The sequence below is a fragment of the Dolichospermum sp. LEGE 00240 genome (assembly GCF_015207875.1).
Classification (GTDB): Bacteria; Cyanobacteriota; Cyanobacteriia; order Cyanobacteriales; family Nostocaceae; genus Dolichospermum; species Dolichospermum gracile.
The window spans coordinates 1-16280 of sequence record NZ_JADEVZ010000062.1 but is presented as its reverse complement, the minus strand read 5'-3'; the positions used below and the strand labels follow the sequence as shown (position 1 = coordinate 16280).

General features: G+C 36.6%; 21 protein-coding genes. 16 read left to right on the top strand and 5 right to left on the bottom strand.

Translation table 11 applies throughout. From position 1 onward, the window contains the following. The first annotated feature begins 81 nt into the window (after positions 1–81). The 5 genes from IQ226_RS18375 to IQ226_RS18355 all read left to right on the top strand — a co-directional run bounded on the left by IQ226_RS18375 (position 82) and on the right by IQ226_RS18355 (position 2914). Positions 82–867 (top strand): stage II sporulation protein M, encoded by a 786-nt coding sequence (locus IQ226_RS18375; RefSeq protein ID WP_193897700.1) that lies wholly within the window; start codon positions 82–84, stop codon positions 865–867. A gap of 347 nt (positions 868–1214) precedes the next feature. Continuing rightward, positions 1215–1442: an antitoxin gene (locus IQ226_RS18370; RefSeq protein ID WP_193897698.1), complete on the top strand. Its 228-nt coding sequence runs from the start codon at positions 1215–1217 to the stop codon at positions 1440–1442. Further along, on the top strand, positions 1443–1844 hold the full coding sequence (locus IQ226_RS18365) for a type II toxin-antitoxin system VapC family toxin (protein ID WP_193897696.1): 402 nt from the start codon (positions 1443–1445) through the stop codon (positions 1842–1844). A gap of 459 nt (positions 1845–2303) precedes the next feature. Further along, on the top strand, positions 2304–2525 hold the full coding sequence (locus tag IQ226_RS18360; RefSeq protein ID WP_193897694.1) for a hypothetical protein: 222 nt from the start codon (positions 2304–2306) through the stop codon (positions 2523–2525). After that, positions 2513–2914, top strand: coding sequence for a type II toxin-antitoxin system VapC family toxin (locus tag IQ226_RS18355; RefSeq protein ID WP_193897692.1), 402 nt, complete (start codon positions 2513–2515; stop codon positions 2912–2914). The genes IQ226_RS18360 and IQ226_RS18355 overlap by 13 nt, the downstream gene beginning before the upstream one ends. Before the next feature lie 279 nt (positions 2915–3193). On the opposite strand, the gene IQ226_RS18350 is transcribed toward IQ226_RS18355, so the two are convergent. Both IQ226_RS18350 and IQ226_RS18345 read right to left on the bottom strand, forming a co-directional pair. Next, complete coding sequence (locus IQ226_RS18350; RefSeq protein WP_096668043.1) at positions 3194–3595, bottom strand: type II toxin-antitoxin system HigA family antitoxin; 402 nt, start codon at positions 3593–3595, stop codon at positions 3194–3196. 133 nt (positions 3596–3728) lie between these two features. Continuing rightward, complete coding sequence (locus IQ226_RS18345; protein ID WP_096668045.1) at positions 3729–4016, bottom strand: type II toxin-antitoxin system HigB family toxin; 288 nt, start codon at positions 4014–4016, stop codon at positions 3729–3731. A gap of 458 nt (positions 4017–4474) precedes the next feature. Here IQ226_RS18345 and IQ226_RS18340 point away from each other — a divergent pair, with 458 nt between their 5' ends. The 4 genes from IQ226_RS18340 (at position 4475) to IQ226_RS18325 (ending at position 5828) form a co-directional block, all read left to right on the top strand. Beyond that, a complete protein-coding gene (locus IQ226_RS18340; RefSeq protein ID WP_193897690.1) occupies positions 4475–4708 on the top strand; it encodes a type II toxin-antitoxin system HicA family toxin in 234 nt (77 codons plus the stop codon). After that, a complete protein-coding gene (locus IQ226_RS18335) occupies positions 4705–4926 on the top strand; it encodes a type II toxin-antitoxin system HicB family antitoxin (protein ID WP_193897688.1) in 222 nt (73 codons plus the stop codon). The genes IQ226_RS18340 and IQ226_RS18335 overlap by 4 nt, the downstream gene beginning before the upstream one ends. Before the next feature lie 272 nt (positions 4927–5198). Continuing rightward, positions 5199–5426: an antitoxin gene (locus tag IQ226_RS18330; protein ID WP_193897686.1), complete on the top strand. Its 228-nt coding sequence runs from the start codon at positions 5199–5201 to the stop codon at positions 5424–5426. After that, a complete protein-coding gene (locus tag IQ226_RS18325; RefSeq protein WP_193897684.1) occupies positions 5427–5828 on the top strand; it encodes a type II toxin-antitoxin system VapC family toxin in 402 nt (133 codons plus the stop codon). Positions 5829–5892: 64 nt separating this feature from the next. Here IQ226_RS18325 and IQ226_RS18320 read toward each other — a convergent pair whose 3' ends face one another. Further along, positions 5893–6099 (bottom strand): hypothetical protein, encoded by a 207-nt coding sequence (locus tag IQ226_RS18320; protein WP_193897682.1) that lies wholly within the window; start codon positions 6097–6099, stop codon positions 5893–5895. Between the two features lie 351 nt (positions 6100–6450). Between IQ226_RS18320 and IQ226_RS18315 the strand changes: the two genes are divergently transcribed. The 4 genes from IQ226_RS18315 to murD all read left to right on the top strand — a co-directional run bounded on the left by IQ226_RS18315 (position 6451) and on the right by murD (position 11538). Next, positions 6451–6618, top strand: coding sequence for a hypothetical protein (locus tag IQ226_RS18315; RefSeq protein ID WP_168204374.1), 168 nt, complete (start codon positions 6451–6453; stop codon positions 6616–6618). A gap of 777 nt (positions 6619–7395) precedes the next feature. Beyond that, positions 7396–9570: a glycine--tRNA ligase subunit beta gene (gene glyS, locus IQ226_RS18310; protein WP_193897680.1), complete on the top strand. Its 2175-nt coding sequence runs from the start codon at positions 7396–7398 to the stop codon at positions 9568–9570. Between the two features lie 21 nt (positions 9571–9591). After that, on the top strand, positions 9592–9918 hold the full coding sequence (locus IQ226_RS18305; protein WP_193897678.1) for a hypothetical protein: 327 nt from the start codon (positions 9592–9594) through the stop codon (positions 9916–9918). Between the two features lie 225 nt (positions 9919–10143). Then, positions 10144–11538: a UDP-N-acetylmuramoyl-L-alanine--D-glutamate ligase gene (murD, locus tag IQ226_RS18300; RefSeq protein ID WP_193897676.1), complete on the top strand. Its 1395-nt coding sequence runs from the start codon at positions 10144–10146 to the stop codon at positions 11536–11538. A gap of 80 nt (positions 11539–11618) precedes the next feature. Here murD and IQ226_RS18295 read toward each other — a convergent pair whose 3' ends face one another. Further along, complete coding sequence (locus IQ226_RS18295; protein WP_193897674.1) at positions 11619–13448, bottom strand: penicillin-binding protein 2; 1830 nt, start codon at positions 13446–13448, stop codon at positions 11619–11621. Positions 13449–13541: 93 nt separating this feature from the next. Next, positions 13542–14207, bottom strand: coding sequence for a hypothetical protein (locus tag IQ226_RS18290; RefSeq protein ID WP_193897672.1), 666 nt, complete (start codon positions 14205–14207; stop codon positions 13542–13544). Positions 14208–14534: 327 nt separating this feature from the next. On the opposite strand from IQ226_RS18290, the gene IQ226_RS18285 reads away from it, so the two are divergent. The 3 genes from IQ226_RS18285 (at position 14535) to IQ226_RS18275 (ending at position 16224) form a co-directional block, all read left to right on the top strand. Then, positions 14535–14774: a hypothetical protein gene (locus IQ226_RS18285; protein ID WP_193897670.1), complete on the top strand. Its 240-nt coding sequence runs from the start codon at positions 14535–14537 to the stop codon at positions 14772–14774. Between the two features lie 434 nt (positions 14775–15208). Beyond that, positions 15209–15913: a glutathione S-transferase family protein gene (locus IQ226_RS18280; protein WP_193897668.1), complete on the top strand. Its 705-nt coding sequence runs from the start codon at positions 15209–15211 to the stop codon at positions 15911–15913. Further along, entirely contained in the window at positions 15910–16224 is a 315-nt protein-coding gene (locus tag IQ226_RS18275; protein WP_193897666.1) for a hypothetical protein, read from the top strand. The genes IQ226_RS18280 and IQ226_RS18275 overlap by 4 nt, the downstream gene beginning before the upstream one ends. Positions 16225–16280 lie beyond the last annotated feature (56 nt).

The window sequence follows — 16280 nt, the reverse complement described above, 5'->3', positions numbered from 1 at the left end:
GATATACAAATATTTAAATTTTGTATAATCCCTGATTATAGGATACAATATTGTCTTGAATATATCTATGTAGATACTCTTATGTCTCAGTTTCAAATAATTATTACTGCAATCTTCTGTATAGCTATTTTTTCCTGCTGGTTAGTTTTTTCAAAAGGCTTCAATATTGGTATTGCTCCTATAGTAGCTATAGTATTCTTCTTGTTATCATTAGGATTAATGTTTTGGGTGTTTTTAACACCTAGTGGCAAAAATTTAGCTCGGAACTATAACAAAATATGTAACAAAATACAACTAGAAAAGCTAAAAATAGAGAGTAATTATATGGAAATGATGTATGATTTCAAAAATCTCTCCACATTTCAACAGGTAGAGGAATGGGATAGAAAAGCGCAAGCCAAAATAGGAGAACTGATTAATATAACTAAGTATCTTGAAACAGAATTAACTCAAAATAATAAAATTTTAGATTATTTAATAATGGGTATTAAAGAACAATACATAGTATTTTTAGCCAGTATTGTGGAAAAATTACAAGAATTTACAGATTTTACACCTAACTCTCCTAAAGAACAAAAAATACTTCTCAAAGAACTAAAACAACGTAAAAAAGAGTTGCAATTACAAAAACGAGAGTTAACAGCTAATATGAAATCAATTCAAGCGGATGCTCGTTTACGTAGTGTTTATGCTGGTAGAGATTTTTTAGGTATTTATAATTCCAAACTAGCTGCCCATGAACGACGTAGAATTCGCTACCAAAAGGAAGAAGCATTGCGCCCAAGTGAAGATATGAAAGCAGCTATTGATAGACAGATTTTACAAATTGATAAAGATATTCTTTGGGTTGAGAGATTTTCAGAGTAAACATTTGGTAGTGTGTGTTAATGAAATGTAATGCACCGTTTTCTATTAAAATTTAACTGTCTGAATCAGGATATCCAGGATTAAAGGATTAACAGGATAATATTTGAGTTTGATATTGTGGAATATTTGAATTAGCGCAATTTCTGAAAATGTAGATGAATATTAAAAAAACATCCTGTACATCCTTAAATCCTGGACATCCTGATTCAGACAAAATGCAATTTCTGAAAATGTAGATGAATATTAAAAACCATCCTGTACATCCTCAAATCCTGGACATCCTGATTCTGACAATTCTTAGCTACAATTAAAGCATAAGCAACTAACCTGAATTAGAGAAAATAATCATGAATACAGCTAAACTTAGCAGTGATGGTACTCATCAAATGGTTATATTACCAACAGATTTTAAAATGACAGGTACTGAAGTCTATGTTAAAAAAATTGGTAATGCCATTATTCTGATTAGTAAAGATAATCCTTGGCAAACTCTAATTGATAGTTTAGATCAATTTTCTGATGATTTTATGATGACTAGAGATCAACTTCCTGTTGATAAAAGAGAGGAATTTTAAATGCAATATCTTCTCGATACCAACATCTGTATTTATCTGATTAAGCAAAAGCCAGAAAAAGTTATAGCGCGATTTCAAACCTTGTCAATTTCTGATATTGGCATTTCTTCCATTACCGTTGCTGAATTAGAATATGGTGTTTATAAAAGTCAGCAACAAGAGAAAAATAAAAATGCCATTATGCAGTTTTTACTTCCTTTAGAAATTGTTGAATTTAGTCAAAATGCAGCAGTAATTTATGGATGTATTAGAAGTGATTTAGAAAGTAAAGGTCTTGTAATTGGACCAATGGATATGTTAATTGCTGCTCATGCAATGAGTTTAGGTGTTACTTTAGTTACTAACAATATCCGCGAATTTTCTCGCATTTCTAAACTCTCATTAGAAAATTGGGCAGAGTAAGTTAATGAAATGTAACACCCAGTTTTCTATTAGTATTTAACTGTCTGATAGCGTAGCGTGGCGCAAGCCATATCAGGATATCCAGGATTTAAGGATTAGCAGGATTGTATTTGAGTTTGATATTGTGGGATATTTGAATTAGCGCAATTTCTGAAAATGTAGATGAATATTAAAAAACCATCCTGTACATCCTCAAATCCTGTGCATCCTGATTCAGACAAAATGCAATTTCTGAAAATGTAGATGAATTTTAAAAAAACATCCTGTACATCCTCAAATCCTGGACATCCTGATTCAGACAAAATGCAATTTCAGAAAATATAGATGAATATAAAAAACATCTTGTACATCCTCAAATCCTGAAAATCCTGATATGGCTTGCGCCACGCTACGCTATCAGACAAAATGCGATTGTTTAAACTATAATAAAATATAACCATCATTCATCATCAAATTATTATGCTAAAAAGTTACGAAGCAATTTATGAAAATGGGCAATTAACATGGTTGTCAGAACAACCTCAAGTTAATTCTGCTCGTGTCATTATCACTATCCTACAAGAAAACTTACCATCAAAAAAACGCCGTATTCCTCCTAGTTTCATTGCTGGCAAAGGGAAAACATTGGGTGATATCGTTAGTCCTATTGTCAATGAAGAAGAGTGGGAATGTCTCAAATAATAGTCCTTGATACTCATATTTGGTTCTGGTTTATTAATCAACAATTTGATAAATTTTCTACTCACTGGAGAGAAGCTATTGAAACGGCTGACGAGGTAGGTATTTGTGTTATTTCCTGTTATGAAATTGCACTTGCACAACAACGAGGAAGGCTAGAATTACCTTGTACTGCTAATCAATGGTGTCAGGAAGCATTAGAACCATCAGGTATTACATTATTTCCCTTGACTGCGGAAATTGCTTGTCGTGCTGTGAATTTATCTGCTGTTCACAAAGATCCATTTGATCGTTTAATTATTGCTACTACATTAGAATATCAAGCAAAACTAGCCAGTATTGATGGTTTATTTTCTCAGTATCCTGAACTCAATAATTATTTGATGAAATAGTTCGCTCATTTTGTAGTGTGCGTTAATGAAATATAACGCACCGTTTTTATTAATATTTAACTGTCTGAATCAGGATAACCAGGATTAAAGGATTAACAGGATAATATTTGATATTGATATTGTGGGATATTAAAATTAGTGCGATTTTGTGAAAATCTAGATAAATGTTAAAAAACATCCTGTACATCCTCAAATCCTTGACATCCTGATTCAGACCATTTTCAGCTACAATTAAAGCATTAGAAGTGATTCAGAAAGTAAGCTATTATCCCCATTTGCTTACAAAAACAAAGAATATGATACATGAAAAAAATCTCCCAATGCTTTGGCTTGATTTTTGCTAATACTTCTTTTACCATTTATTACTTCTGAAGTAATACCTTTTGAGCCAAAAATCTCGACAATATCCTTTTGTTTGAGTTCTCTTACTGACATTAACTCATGTAATATATCTAGGGGAGTTATAGCTTTCATCTGATAGACTCTATTTTCATATTGCTCAATTAGTGTTACTAGCAACTGTAAAACTTCAGCTTGTTCATCTGTCAAATTTTCCCCTAAATCCATAAATTTATCTACTTCATTTAGTAGACGCTTATGTTCTATTTCTGTGTCAATTATACGTGGCACAGTTTCAGAAAGTAGCTTAATGTATTCTTCCTTGTTTAGTGTAGTTGTCATATACAACCCCCTTTGGGGTAGAATGTTTTCACTAGGGACATAGTAAAGCCATATCCTAGATGTTTATGAGCTTCTGAGTAGTGTAATTAGACTATTGAGAAGCGAAATCCTCTAATAATCCTCTAATTATTCCTTATTTTTTCCACTTATCTTCATTATATTCACTATGAGTTAATACATCCTCAATCTTAATGGTCTTGACTTTATAGGTAATTTTAGTAATTAACCGAAACTTATTTCCTCCTATATTAAAAACTGTGTACCCTTGTACAAAATCTGCGTGTGGATAAACTTCCCTTACATCTATAATGTGTTTCCATTCTTCCTTTTGAGCAGTTTGGAGCCAAACATTAAGACTAATTTCAGCATCTGGATGAATCTTACTAAATTCAGTTAGGTTTTCGATGCCAATTACTTTCATAATATATTATTAAATTCGATTTTTTTAGTTTAAACATATCTGCTTTACCTTGTTTTTTTGGTCGGTCTAACTTTATGTTCTCATAAAGAGAACCAAATGTCAAGCCTCTGTACAGGAATTTTTGGAAATTCATTTCAATTAGGCGAAGTGTTGAAATTACCACCGCGTAAACGTTACGCTACTCCTGGATTTCTCATCTTGTAGGGTGCGTTCTCCGAAAGTACAGCACCATTTTTTATTAATATTTAACTGTCTGATAGCGCAGCGTGGCGCAAGTCATATCAGGATAACCAGGATTACAGGATTAACAGGATTGTATTTAATATTGATATTGTGGGATATTTGAATTAGCGCAATTTCGTGAAAATGTAGATAAATATTAAAAAACATCCTGTACATCCTCAAATTCTGAGCATCCTGATTCAGACAAATAATGTTAAAATTTTTACTAGCAGAAAATGGTCAAAAAAGATAAACTAATTGAAAAATTAAAAAATAGCCCCAACAATGTAAAGTTTAGTGATATTCGTAAACTTTTAGAGTTAGAGGAATTTGTATTAGATAGAATAACAGGTAGTCATCATATCTTTATCAAAGATGAAACAATCTTAGTAATTCCAGTTCATAATAATCGGGTAAAATCAGTTTATGTTAAACGAGTATTAGAATTAATAGAAGGAGAGAAATCATGAATTATCCCATAGTTGTTTATCCTTGTGAAGAAGGCGGTTTTGTAGCAGAAATTCCAGCATTAAAAGGATGTTTAGCACAGGGTGAAAGTTTAGAAGAAACATTAAAAGAATTGATAATGGTCAGAAACTTATGGTTAGAAACAGCCGCCAAATATGGTCAAAAATTGCCAGATATTGAAGGTGCTATTGCAAAAGTGAAAGCTCTAAGTAGCGTATGAATTTTAGAATCAGGATTTCCACCGATTAAAGGATTAACAGGATTGTATTTGAGTTTGATATTGTGGGATATTTGAATTAGCACAATTTCTGAAAATGTAGATGAATATTAATAAAACATCCTGTACATCCTCAAATCCTGAAAATCCTGATTCAGACAAAATACAATTTCTGAAAATATAGATATTAAAAAAACATCCTGTACATCCTGATTCTGACAATTTTCAGCTACAGTTAAAGCATAAGCAACTAACATGAATTAGAGGAAATAATCATGAATACAGGCAAACTTAGCAGTGACGGTACTCATCAAATGGTGATATTACCAACAGATTTTAAAATGACAGGTACTGAAGTCTATGTTAAAAAAATTGGTAATGCCATTATTCTTATTAGTAAAGATAATCCTTGGCAAAATCTAATTGATAGTTTAGATCAATTTTCCGATGATTTTATGACCACTAGAGATCAATTTCCTATTGATAAAAGAGAGGAGTTTTAAATGCAATATCTTCTCGATACTAATATTTGTATTTATCTGATTAAGCAAAAGCCAGAAAAAGTTATAGCTCGATTTCAAACCTTGTCAATTTCTGATATTGGCATTTCTTCCATTACCGTCGCTGAATTAGAATATGGTGTTTATAAAAGTCAGCAACAAGAGAAAAATAAAAATGCCCTTATGCAGTTTTTACTACCTTTAGAAATTATTGAATTTAGTCAAAATGCAGCAGTAATTTATGGATGTATTAGAAGTGATTTAGAAAGAAAAGGGCTTGTGATTGGACCAATGGATATGCTGATTGCTGCTCATGCAATGAGTTTAGATGTTACTCTAGTTACTAACAATATCCGCGAATTTTCTCGCATTTCTAATCTATTATTAGAAAATTGGGCAGAGTAATTTAATGAAATGTAACGCACCGTTTTTTATTAAAATTTAATTGTCAGAATCAGGATAACCAGGATTAAAGGATTAACAGGATTATATTTACTCCCGGTTCGCTCATTTTTTTTGGAGTTCGAGAAATTGCCAAAAAAATAGAAAATCTAGGTTTCGTAATGGTTTTAGCGATTTCCCGAAATTTAGCTTGAACTACCCTCGGTGCTAAAAACTCTATTTTTATGCGAACTGCTTGCAGCAGCGCTTCGCTATCGCCTACGTCATAGTACATTTGAATTACAGGCTAAAACCCCTATTAAATTGTTCAGGTTTTTTCTAACTCAATTTAAAATAGGCGAACCGGGAGTATTTAATTTTGATATTGTGGGATATTTGAATTAGCGCAATTTCTAAAAATGTAGATTAATTTTAATAAAACATCCTGTACATCCTCAGATCCTGAGCATCCTGATTCGTTCACATTGCTACAGCTACCGTCTATGGGTTGGATTATCTGTTAACATGGAATTGTAAGTACATTGCTAACCCCTATATTCAGAAAAAACTCTCACAGATTGCTGATAGTTTAGGGTATGAATTGCCAACAATATGTACACCTTATGAAATGTTAGGAGAATAATTTATGTGGAATGATGAAGTTTTGGCAGAAATTCGCAAAATAAGAGATGAACAAGCTAAGTCATTTAATTATGATTTGGCTGCTATTTGTGCTGATTTAAGAAAACAGCAAGCAACTAGTGGAAGAAAGATTATTTCTATTCCATTAAAGAAGGTAGTTCTCTCACGCTAATTTTGTAGGGTGCATTAATACAATACAATGCACCGTTTTCTATTAATATTTAACTGTCTGATAGCGCGGCGCAAGCCATATCAGGATATCCAGAATTAAAGGATTAACAGGATAATATTTGATATTGATATTGTGGGATATTAAAATTAGTGCGATTTTGTGAAAATCTAGATAAATGTTAGAAAACATCCTGTACATCCTCAAATCCTGGACATCCTGATTCAGACACAATGCAATTTCTGAAAATGTAGATAAATGTTAGAAAACATCCTGTACATCCTCAAATCCTGGACATCCTGATTCAGACACAATGCAATTTCTGAAAATGCAGATAAATATTAAAAAACATCCTGTACACCCTCAAATCCTGTACATCCTGATTCAGACAATTTTTAGCTACAATTAAAGCATAAGCAACTAACATGAATTAGAGGAAATAATCATGAATACAGCCAAACTTAGCAGTGACGGTACTAATCAAATGCTGAATTAGAATATGGTGTTTATAAAAGTCAGCAGCAAGAGAAAAATAAAAATGCTTTAATACAGTTTTTACTACCTTTAGAAATTGTGGAATTTAGTCAAAATGCAGCAGGAATTTATGGATGTATTAGAAGTGATTTAGAAAGTAAAGGGCTTCAAAAATAGACTCAATTAGTTTTACTTTTCTGGATAAGTAACCCCACTACCGTCTTAAAATTTCACCAAGGGTCGGAACTGGCGTACAATACTGGAATTGACTAATATTAAGCCACGCCAAGTTAAAAACAGTATCTTATGCCAGCATTTTTATTAGAGGTCGGTACAGAAGAATTACCCGCAGGTTTTTTGAGTGATGCTATTGTACAATGGCGATCGCACATTCCCGAAAGCCTAGAAACCCACAATCTCCCCAATACCGTTATCGAAGTCTATGGAACACCACGGCGGTTAGCAGTTCTCATTACTGGTTTACCCTCCCAACAAGCAGACAGGGAAGAAGAAATCAAGGGACCACCCGCACAAGCAGCTTTTAAAGATGGAAAACCCACTAAAGCCGCCATTGGTTTTGCGGGTAAGCAAGGTGTAGATATTTCCGCTTTAGAAATTCGTCCCACAGACAAAGGGGATTTTGTCTTTGTTAACAAACAAATTCCCGGTCGTCCCATAGCGGATATTTTAACCGAACTTGTACCCCAATGGGTTTGGAACTTAGAAGGCAAGCGGTTAATGCGCTGGGGAAATGGTGACGCTAGATTTTCCCGGCCAATTCGGTGGTTAGTCACATTGTTAGATGGGGATGTTTTACCGTTAGAATTAGATAGTGGCGAAAAAACGGTTAAGAGCGATAGCGAAGCGCTGCTGCAAGCAGGTCGCCTATCTCGCACCCATAGAGTCTTACACCCCGAACCCGTCAGTATTTCCCATGCTACAGAATATGTAAAAACCTTGGCTTCCGGTTATGTAAATGTCCCCCCAGAAAACCGAGCCGAAATTATCACAAATCAAGTGAAAGCCGCCGCCGAAAAATTAGGTGGTTATACGCCAATTTACCCCGACTTACTAGCAGAAGTTGTCAATTTAGTTGAATATCCCACAGCAGTAATCGGACAATTTGAAGCAGAATTTCTCAACTTACCAAAAGAAGTAATTACCGAAGTCATGGTAAGTCATCAGCGTTATTTTCCCGTCTTCAAAAATGCTGATTGTCAGGAATTATTACCCAATTTTATCACCATTAGTAACGGAGATCCCGCCAAATCAGATATTATCGCTGTCGGTAATGCTAGAGTAATTCGAGCGCGGTTAGCTGACGGCAGATTTTTCTATGAAGCTGATTTAGCCAAACCCTTAGAAAGCTATTTACCCCAATTAGAAAAAGTCACATTCCAAGAAGATTTAGGTTCAGTTCGCGTCAAAGTTTCCAGAATAGTTAAAAATGCCGAAAAAATTACTAATCAACTACAATTAAATCCTGCCCAAACCCAGTATATACAAAGAGCCGCATTACTTTGTAAAGCCGATTTAGTTACGCAAATGGTCTATGAATTTCCCGAATTGCAGGGAATCATGGGGGAAAAATACGCCTTAGCAAATGGCGAAAATCCAGAAGTTGCAAAAGCAATTTTCGAGCATTACTTACCCAGAAATGCTGATGATATTTTTCCCCAAACTCTCACAGGTCAAGTAGTCGGTTTAGGTGATAGATTAGATACTTTAGTGAGTATTTTTGGTTTAGGTTTAATTCCCACCGGTTCATCAGATCCTTTTGCATTACGTCGCGCTGCAAATGCCATTGTTAATATTACTTGGTTGGCGAACTTGCAAATTAATTTATCAACCCTTTTAGAACAAATCGCCACAGATTTTGCCACAGAGTTTAACAAAGATGCCAAATCCTTAATTAAAACATTGCAAGAATTTTTCTTGCAACGGATTCGCACCTTATTACAAGATGAAAAACAGATAGATTACGATTTGGTAAATGCCGTTTTGGGAGAAAATGATCCCGAATACACAGAACGTGCATTAACAGATTTATTAGATGTCCGCGATCGCGCCCTCTATTTACAACAAATCCGCCAAGATGGTACATTAGATAAAATCTACGAAACCGTCAACCGTTCCACCCGCCTCGCAGCACAAGGAAATCTAGACTTTCCACAACTAGAACCACAACCTTTAATTAATCCCCAACTCTTCCAGAAAAAATCCGAATCTGCATTTTATAACGCTTTGTTGGAACTAGTTCCCCAAACCCAAGCAGCACAAAAGAATCGAGATTATCAACTGTTAGTAACCGCACTAGCAAAAATCGCCCCCACCGTTAGTACATTTTTTGATGGTGAAGACAGCGTTTTAGTTATGGACGCAAATCCCGATATTAAGCAAAATCGCTTAAATTTACTGGGATTACTACGAAATCACGCCCGTGTATTGGCGGATTTTGGCGCAATAGTCAAAAACCTGTAGGTTGAAAAAATATCTTCTCAGTTGTTACTCATTGACAAAACAAATCATATAAATGTTATTGTTGTTTTGTCTTTTAATGTTTTGAAAATCAGAGGCGATATGGAATTAAAAAACCTAGCTGAAATGTTCGCAATTTTGACCATTTTAGAACCAGATACAAAAATCTGTCAACTAACCGCAAGACTTGCAGCTGCAGGTTCAGCAACCGAAGGAGAAACTGATACTGCTGTTATCAAAGAGATAAAGGGTTGTTTATCCGACTTGCAAAAAGAGTTAAATGATGTTAACAACAAAAAATTACAAGCGAAAGAAAAACTCTTAACCAGAATTTTGACTCCTGACGCATAATACTTGATCTTTGTAATTTTGAAAGTGATCGCTTGCTGATTATATCAAGCACGATCACTTTTTTTCCAAATCTTACTGTTAGTCTTTCAAACGTGATAATACTCAGATGGTTGTTTTAACTGTTTCTCCCACTTGAGAAAAATTACCCAAACAAAAAAAAACTTGTTAAATTGTTGCCAATTAACACTACAATAGGGAAGCTTAACCAGGGATGCTACATAGTCTATGCCAGAAGCGCTAATTATTGGATTCGGAAAATCCGGTGTAGCTGCGGCAAGATTGTTGAAACAGGAAGGCTGGGAGGTAGAACTTTGCGACAGTAGCACCTCCCCAACCCTCCTCGAACAACAACAAAAACTCGCCAGCGAACACATTACCGTCAAATTAGGAAACACACCAGAATTCACCAATTCTGATATATCCAAACTAATAGTTGTCAGTCCCGGAGTTCCTTGGAATATTCCTATTTTAGCCAAAGCGCGAGAACTAGGCATAGAAACTATTGGCGAAATGGAACTAGCTTGGCGATATTTACAAGATATTCCTTGGGTAGCAATCACTGGTACAAATGGTAAAACCACCACTACAGCCTTAACTGCGGCAATTTTCCAAACAGCAGGATTGAACGCCCCCGCCTGTGGTAACATTGGTTATGCTGCTTGTGAGGTAGCAATACAGGCAAGAGGGAATACAGAAAAAAATTCCGTTGATTGGATAATTGGGGAAGTTAGTAGTTATCAAATTGAATCTTCTGTGACATTAGCGCCTCGTATTGGAATTTGGACAACCTTCACACCAGATCATTTAGCTCGTCACAAAACATTAGAAAATTACTATAATATCAAAGCCAAATTATTACATAATTCCCAAATTCAAATATTTAACGGTGATGATACTTATTTGAGCAAATTAGGATTAAACCATTGGCCAAACGCCTATTGGACAAGCGTTAAAGGGCAAGAATTTCTAATTGGTGAAAAAGGCTTTTATATAGAGAATGGCTGGGTAATGGAAAAAATCAGCGCCACACCCCAACCCATTGTTGAGGTATCTGCATTGCGAATGGTAGGAGAACATAACCAGCAAAATCTCCTCATGTCCGTCGCCGCAGCCAGATTAGCAGGTATAGATATTACCGCAATTTCTCAAGCTGTCCGTGAATTTCCTGGTGTTCCCCATCGCTTAGAACATATCTGCAATTGGCAAGGAATTAATTTTATTAACGATAGCAAAGCCACCAATTACGACGCAGCCGAAGTAGGATTGGCATCTGTGCAAAGTCCCGCCATTTTAATCGCCGGTGGAGAAGCCAAAGCCGGAGATGATAGTGCCTGGTTAGACCGAATTCAAGCCAAAGCCGCCGCCGTCTTACTCATAGGTAACGCAGCACCAGCATTTGCGAAACGTTTCCAAAAGGTGGGATATAGCAATTATCACATAGTGGAAACAATGGAAAACGCCGTATCTTTATCTGCGGAATTAGCCAAAAAACATCAAGCCCCAGTAGTATTACTGTCTCCAGCTTGCGCTAGTTTTGACCAGTATCCTAACTTTGAAATGCGGGGCGAAGACTTTCGGCAATTGTGTCAAAAATATCTAGGGTTTGCTGAAAAAACGTAAAACGTAAATGAATCAAAGGATTTTACGTTAAGTTGACACCAATGACCAATCACCAATCACCAATGACTAATGACTAATGACTAATGACCAATTACCTTTTCCTGACTAGGTGGAATTTGTTCAATAGGAATTAGTGATTCCATTACAGTTTTCACAATTGGTGCAGCTACAGTAGAACCATAGGCATTTTCTCCCTTTGGTTCATCCACAACTGCAAACACCACATAACGGGGAGATTCCACAGGCAAAATAGCGACAAAACTGGTAATTCTTGCACCCTTAATATACCCACCATTAGGACTAGCTTTTTCCGCTGTTCCTGTTTTACCACCAATCCGATATCCTGAAATTCTCGCTGCTTTACCAGTACCGGAACTGACTACTGTTTCCATCATTTCCACAACCTTTTGGGTGGTTGTAGGTGAGAAAATTTGTCTTGGTTCTGGAAGAGTAAGTGAATAGTGCATTCCGCCCTTGGTATCAATTAGTCCTCGGACTACATGAGGTGTGACTAATTTACCCCCATTAGCTAATGCACCTTGTAGTTGTACCAGTTGTAATGGAGTCAGAGAAAAGCCTTGTCCAAAAGATGTGGTAGCTGGTTCAATGGCTGAAGAAATAAATTTTTCTTGACTTTTTAATTGACCACTAACTTCAAAGGGTAAATCTGTTTCAACTTTTTGTCCTAACCCTAAACGTTCTAGCCAGTTGTAGTATATAGATGGTTTTAATCGTTGAATGATTCTCACCATGCCAATATTACTAGAAGTTTGTAAAATTTCAGGAATAGTTAATCGGCGATAACCAGTTTTTTCGGCATTTTTTATAGTATGTGTGCCGATTTTAATAGAACCAGGATCTTCAAAAGTGTCGTCTGGTTTGATTGTACCATTTTCAAGAGCGATCGCCACATTCACTGGCTTAAAAGTTGATCCTGGTTCATAAAGATCAGCCACAGTCCAATTTTTGAACAGAGAGATATCGGACTTAGCATATTGATTCGGATTATAGGTAGGCTGAGAAACCAAAGCCAATAAAGAACCATCCACTGCATCCATGACAATCACTGCCCCCCGTTTGGCACTAAATTTAGTCATTTGTTCTTTCAACGCCGCGCGGGCTACCCGTTGCAGACGGCTATCAATAGTCAATTGCAATTTTAAATCATCAGAATTCAGAAATCCCTCGGTAACATAATTCGGCATCAACGACCCATCTCCCGACTTACTCATCCGCACTGTTTGTCCAGAACGTTCTAGTAACTTCTCCTGACTATATTCCACACCAGCTTGGCCACGACGGTCAAGATTAACATAACCCACAACATCCGCTACCAAATCATCTTGGGGATAAAATCGGGAGTATTTTTGAATAAACTCAAACCCATTCAAACGCAGTGAGATTAACTTATCAGTAATATCTTCAGAGACCCCAGAAGCGAGTAAAATTCCACTCCGTTTATTTTGGAATGTTTTCACCAAATCAGCCTTTTCTTTGCCGATAATTGGCGCGATTTTCTCCGCAATTTGTTCCTGGGATAGATTGAATAACTTAGGATGACTATATACAGTATAAACGGGACGATCAATAGCCAATATGTTATTATCCCGATCCACTACCGGACGACGAGGCATATAAGGGCGCACATTCACCATTTGCTGATTTCGCGCTTTCTTAGTCAGCTTTTTTCCCTGAACAATTTGTAATTGATATAAGTTAAATACCAAACCTACCATAGCCATCATTAACACACCCCAGACCGTAAACAATCGTAATTGAATGTTAGGTGGAGTTTCCGGTGTTTTTGGCTCAATCTTTTCTGATTCAGTCTGTCTAGAAAACTTGCGTTTACGTCGGAATTCTAAATTACGTAGATTTTTAAATTGTGTTTTCAGCGATAACTTTAGCATGAGTCAGTTGTCAGTTTTCAGTGGTCAGTTGTCAGGATTTCAGGAGGAAGAAAATTATTTACCAATCACCAATTACCCATTACCCATTACCAATTAATATCCTAATGGAGAAGGGGGTTCAGGTTGCGGTTCTGGTTGAGAAGTTGAGAATGACGACCGGGGATAATTATTGGATGTTGGTGGTAAGAAAATTGTCCTCTGAGAAGTTGGTGATACCAATTCCGTACCAGGCTGTTCTGCCTCCTGTGCCATTTTGCTGGTTAGTGTCGCATTAGCAGTATTTAACTGTCGCTCATGACGCTGTAAGCTTTGTAACTTACGATAGGAATCACTCCAAAGCTCTTGTGAATATACAGTCCAACCATAAACTATTAATGTCGCTACCACTAATAAAAATGCTAAAATTGACGAATAGCGATTGACCATATACATACGTAGTAACCATTCAGGCAAAGTTGGAGTATTACTCATCCTATAAACAGCAGTATTTGATTGTCTATTAATATCAGTAGTTTCTTGTTTACCCGCGTCTAGATTTGTAGTGCGAATTGCTGGTTTATTTCGGCGAGAACCTAAGAAATTTAGCCAGGCATTTCGGGGACTAGAGGATTTAACTGCGATCGCTTCACTCTGTAATCGGGAGGAACTCTGGCTTTTTTGATTCAAACTTCGAGAACGTCGCTTACTCAATGATGCAGGAGATTTACGCCAGAACCAGGTATTTTTTGCGGAAACTGCCGATTTACGTTCAAAAACCATGATTTTTGTGATAATAAATACTTTAATTTTGACTTAACTAGATTTTGCCCAAAGTTACAAAAAAAGGAAACAGGGAAAAAACGTCCGAGTTTTCCATCTCTTTTCAGGGGGATTTCACCGTTCTCTTTAGCAAATTTTCAGGACAAGAATCGAGACCATTCTAACCGTTAATTACACCTTGTTTATGTTACATATAATCTACGAGAATGTTACAAAAAAGAATCGGTTGAAATATGTAATCAGAAAGTCCTTAAAAAAAATCAATAAATAAGGTATCTTATTCAACAGGCTGCATATTTTATTGCCACAATTGGTGAAAGAGGAGTTATGAAGACAAGAATTTTTGGTTTGGCTCTAATGTTAAGTCTGGCTACCATGCTGGGAGCTTGTGATGGTGGTGGTGAACCATCAGGTACTACCAGTTCTCCAGCAGCAACAACAGGTGGCGAACCAGCAGATACTGCTACCCCCGCAGCAACCACATCTCCTGATGCGACCACATCTCCTGATGCGACCACATCTCCTGATGCGACCACATCTCCCGCAGCTACTCCCAAAAACCCTTAGTATAGGGTAGAATATTAACCTCTCCTGGGTAGTTGACATCTTAAAAAATTATTTTCTACAAAACTCTACTGAGAAAGTTAAAATAGTTTGTAGATTAAAAAATAAAGATTCAACTGCCTAACAGTAGTGTTAAGTTGGGTAAAAAAGAGAAACATTCATCAGGTTTTGCTTCTGGGCTAGATTCAGTTCTCGCCCAGTTTCGCCCAGTTTGATTTTTTCTATATTTGTTTTTTGACATAATCACCGACCTGAGGGTGCGATGATTCTTGACACTTCACCAGAACACGCCACAAGTGGTCTTATCGTCCCTCTATGTCCGTTTACAGTCTCCCAATGCCCTATGGGACTATAACCAAATTTTAGCATAAAGCCGTCCTGGAAGGACGGGGCTTGTGTCCCGTCTTTTTGGTCGGCAACCAAATTAATCTCAATGTATGCTGTTACTGCAATTTAGTACATCTCATTATTGTCGCAAAGCCAGATTGGCATTGGGTTATAAAGGAATTAGTTATCAAACCGAAAATCTCACTCCAGGACTGCACATCTTGAGAGTAAAGCCCTTAACTGGATTGACAACATTACCTGTGCTGTTACCCCAAATTGTCGGACAACCCCAAGCTATTGGCGACTCTACGGAAATTTTTAAATTTTTAGAAAGCTATCAACCCGAACCTACTTTGTTTCTACCCAATTCAGAACAGCAAGCTCAAGCTACGATGTTAGAAGATTGGTTAGATGAAAGTATTGGCACAGCTACTAGATTTGTATATTATCAATTTCGCGCTGGTGAAGGTAAGGACATTGACCCATCACTATTTAGCCAAATGGTGATTAAAATAGTCAGACAACAATATGGTATTAATGATACTACAGTTGAATTAGCTAAAAAAAGACTCGCTCATGCTTTGTTATTATTGTCTATGTATTGGCAAAAAGGTGATTATTTAGTGGGTAGCCGCTTGAGTATAGCTGATATTGCAGCAGCGGCTTTGTTGACTCCTTTAGCACTAATTCCTGATTATCGTCAGGCATATCCACAGATTTTTGCACGAATTATCAATATCCACCAGTTATGTGGTGAACCATTACCACCAGGACTTGAGGACCTAGGGCCTGCGCCCAATCAGGAGTTAAGATGAAACGGATACTGCTGGTTATTTTGAGTGTTACTACGAGTATTTTAGTTGGGTTCAGTGGTCATAGTAGTAAAGTCGTGATGGCATTACCACCACAGGCAGATATACCAGAAGAGATATTGCGAACAGAGATTATTCTAGCAGCGCGATCGCCCATTGATGGCAGAATCCTCACGCCCGCAGAATATGCCGAATTGCAAGCACAAATCCAAATAAGTCCACCACCACGTTTAGCCTCCGGTATCCGCGATAAAATATTCTTGCTGCAACTACGCAAAACATTATTACAATTTTTCCCATTTTTAAGTATTTAATTTAGGGAACAGGTGACAGGTGACAGGGAACAGGAGGTGGGGGACTGTCTCTTATA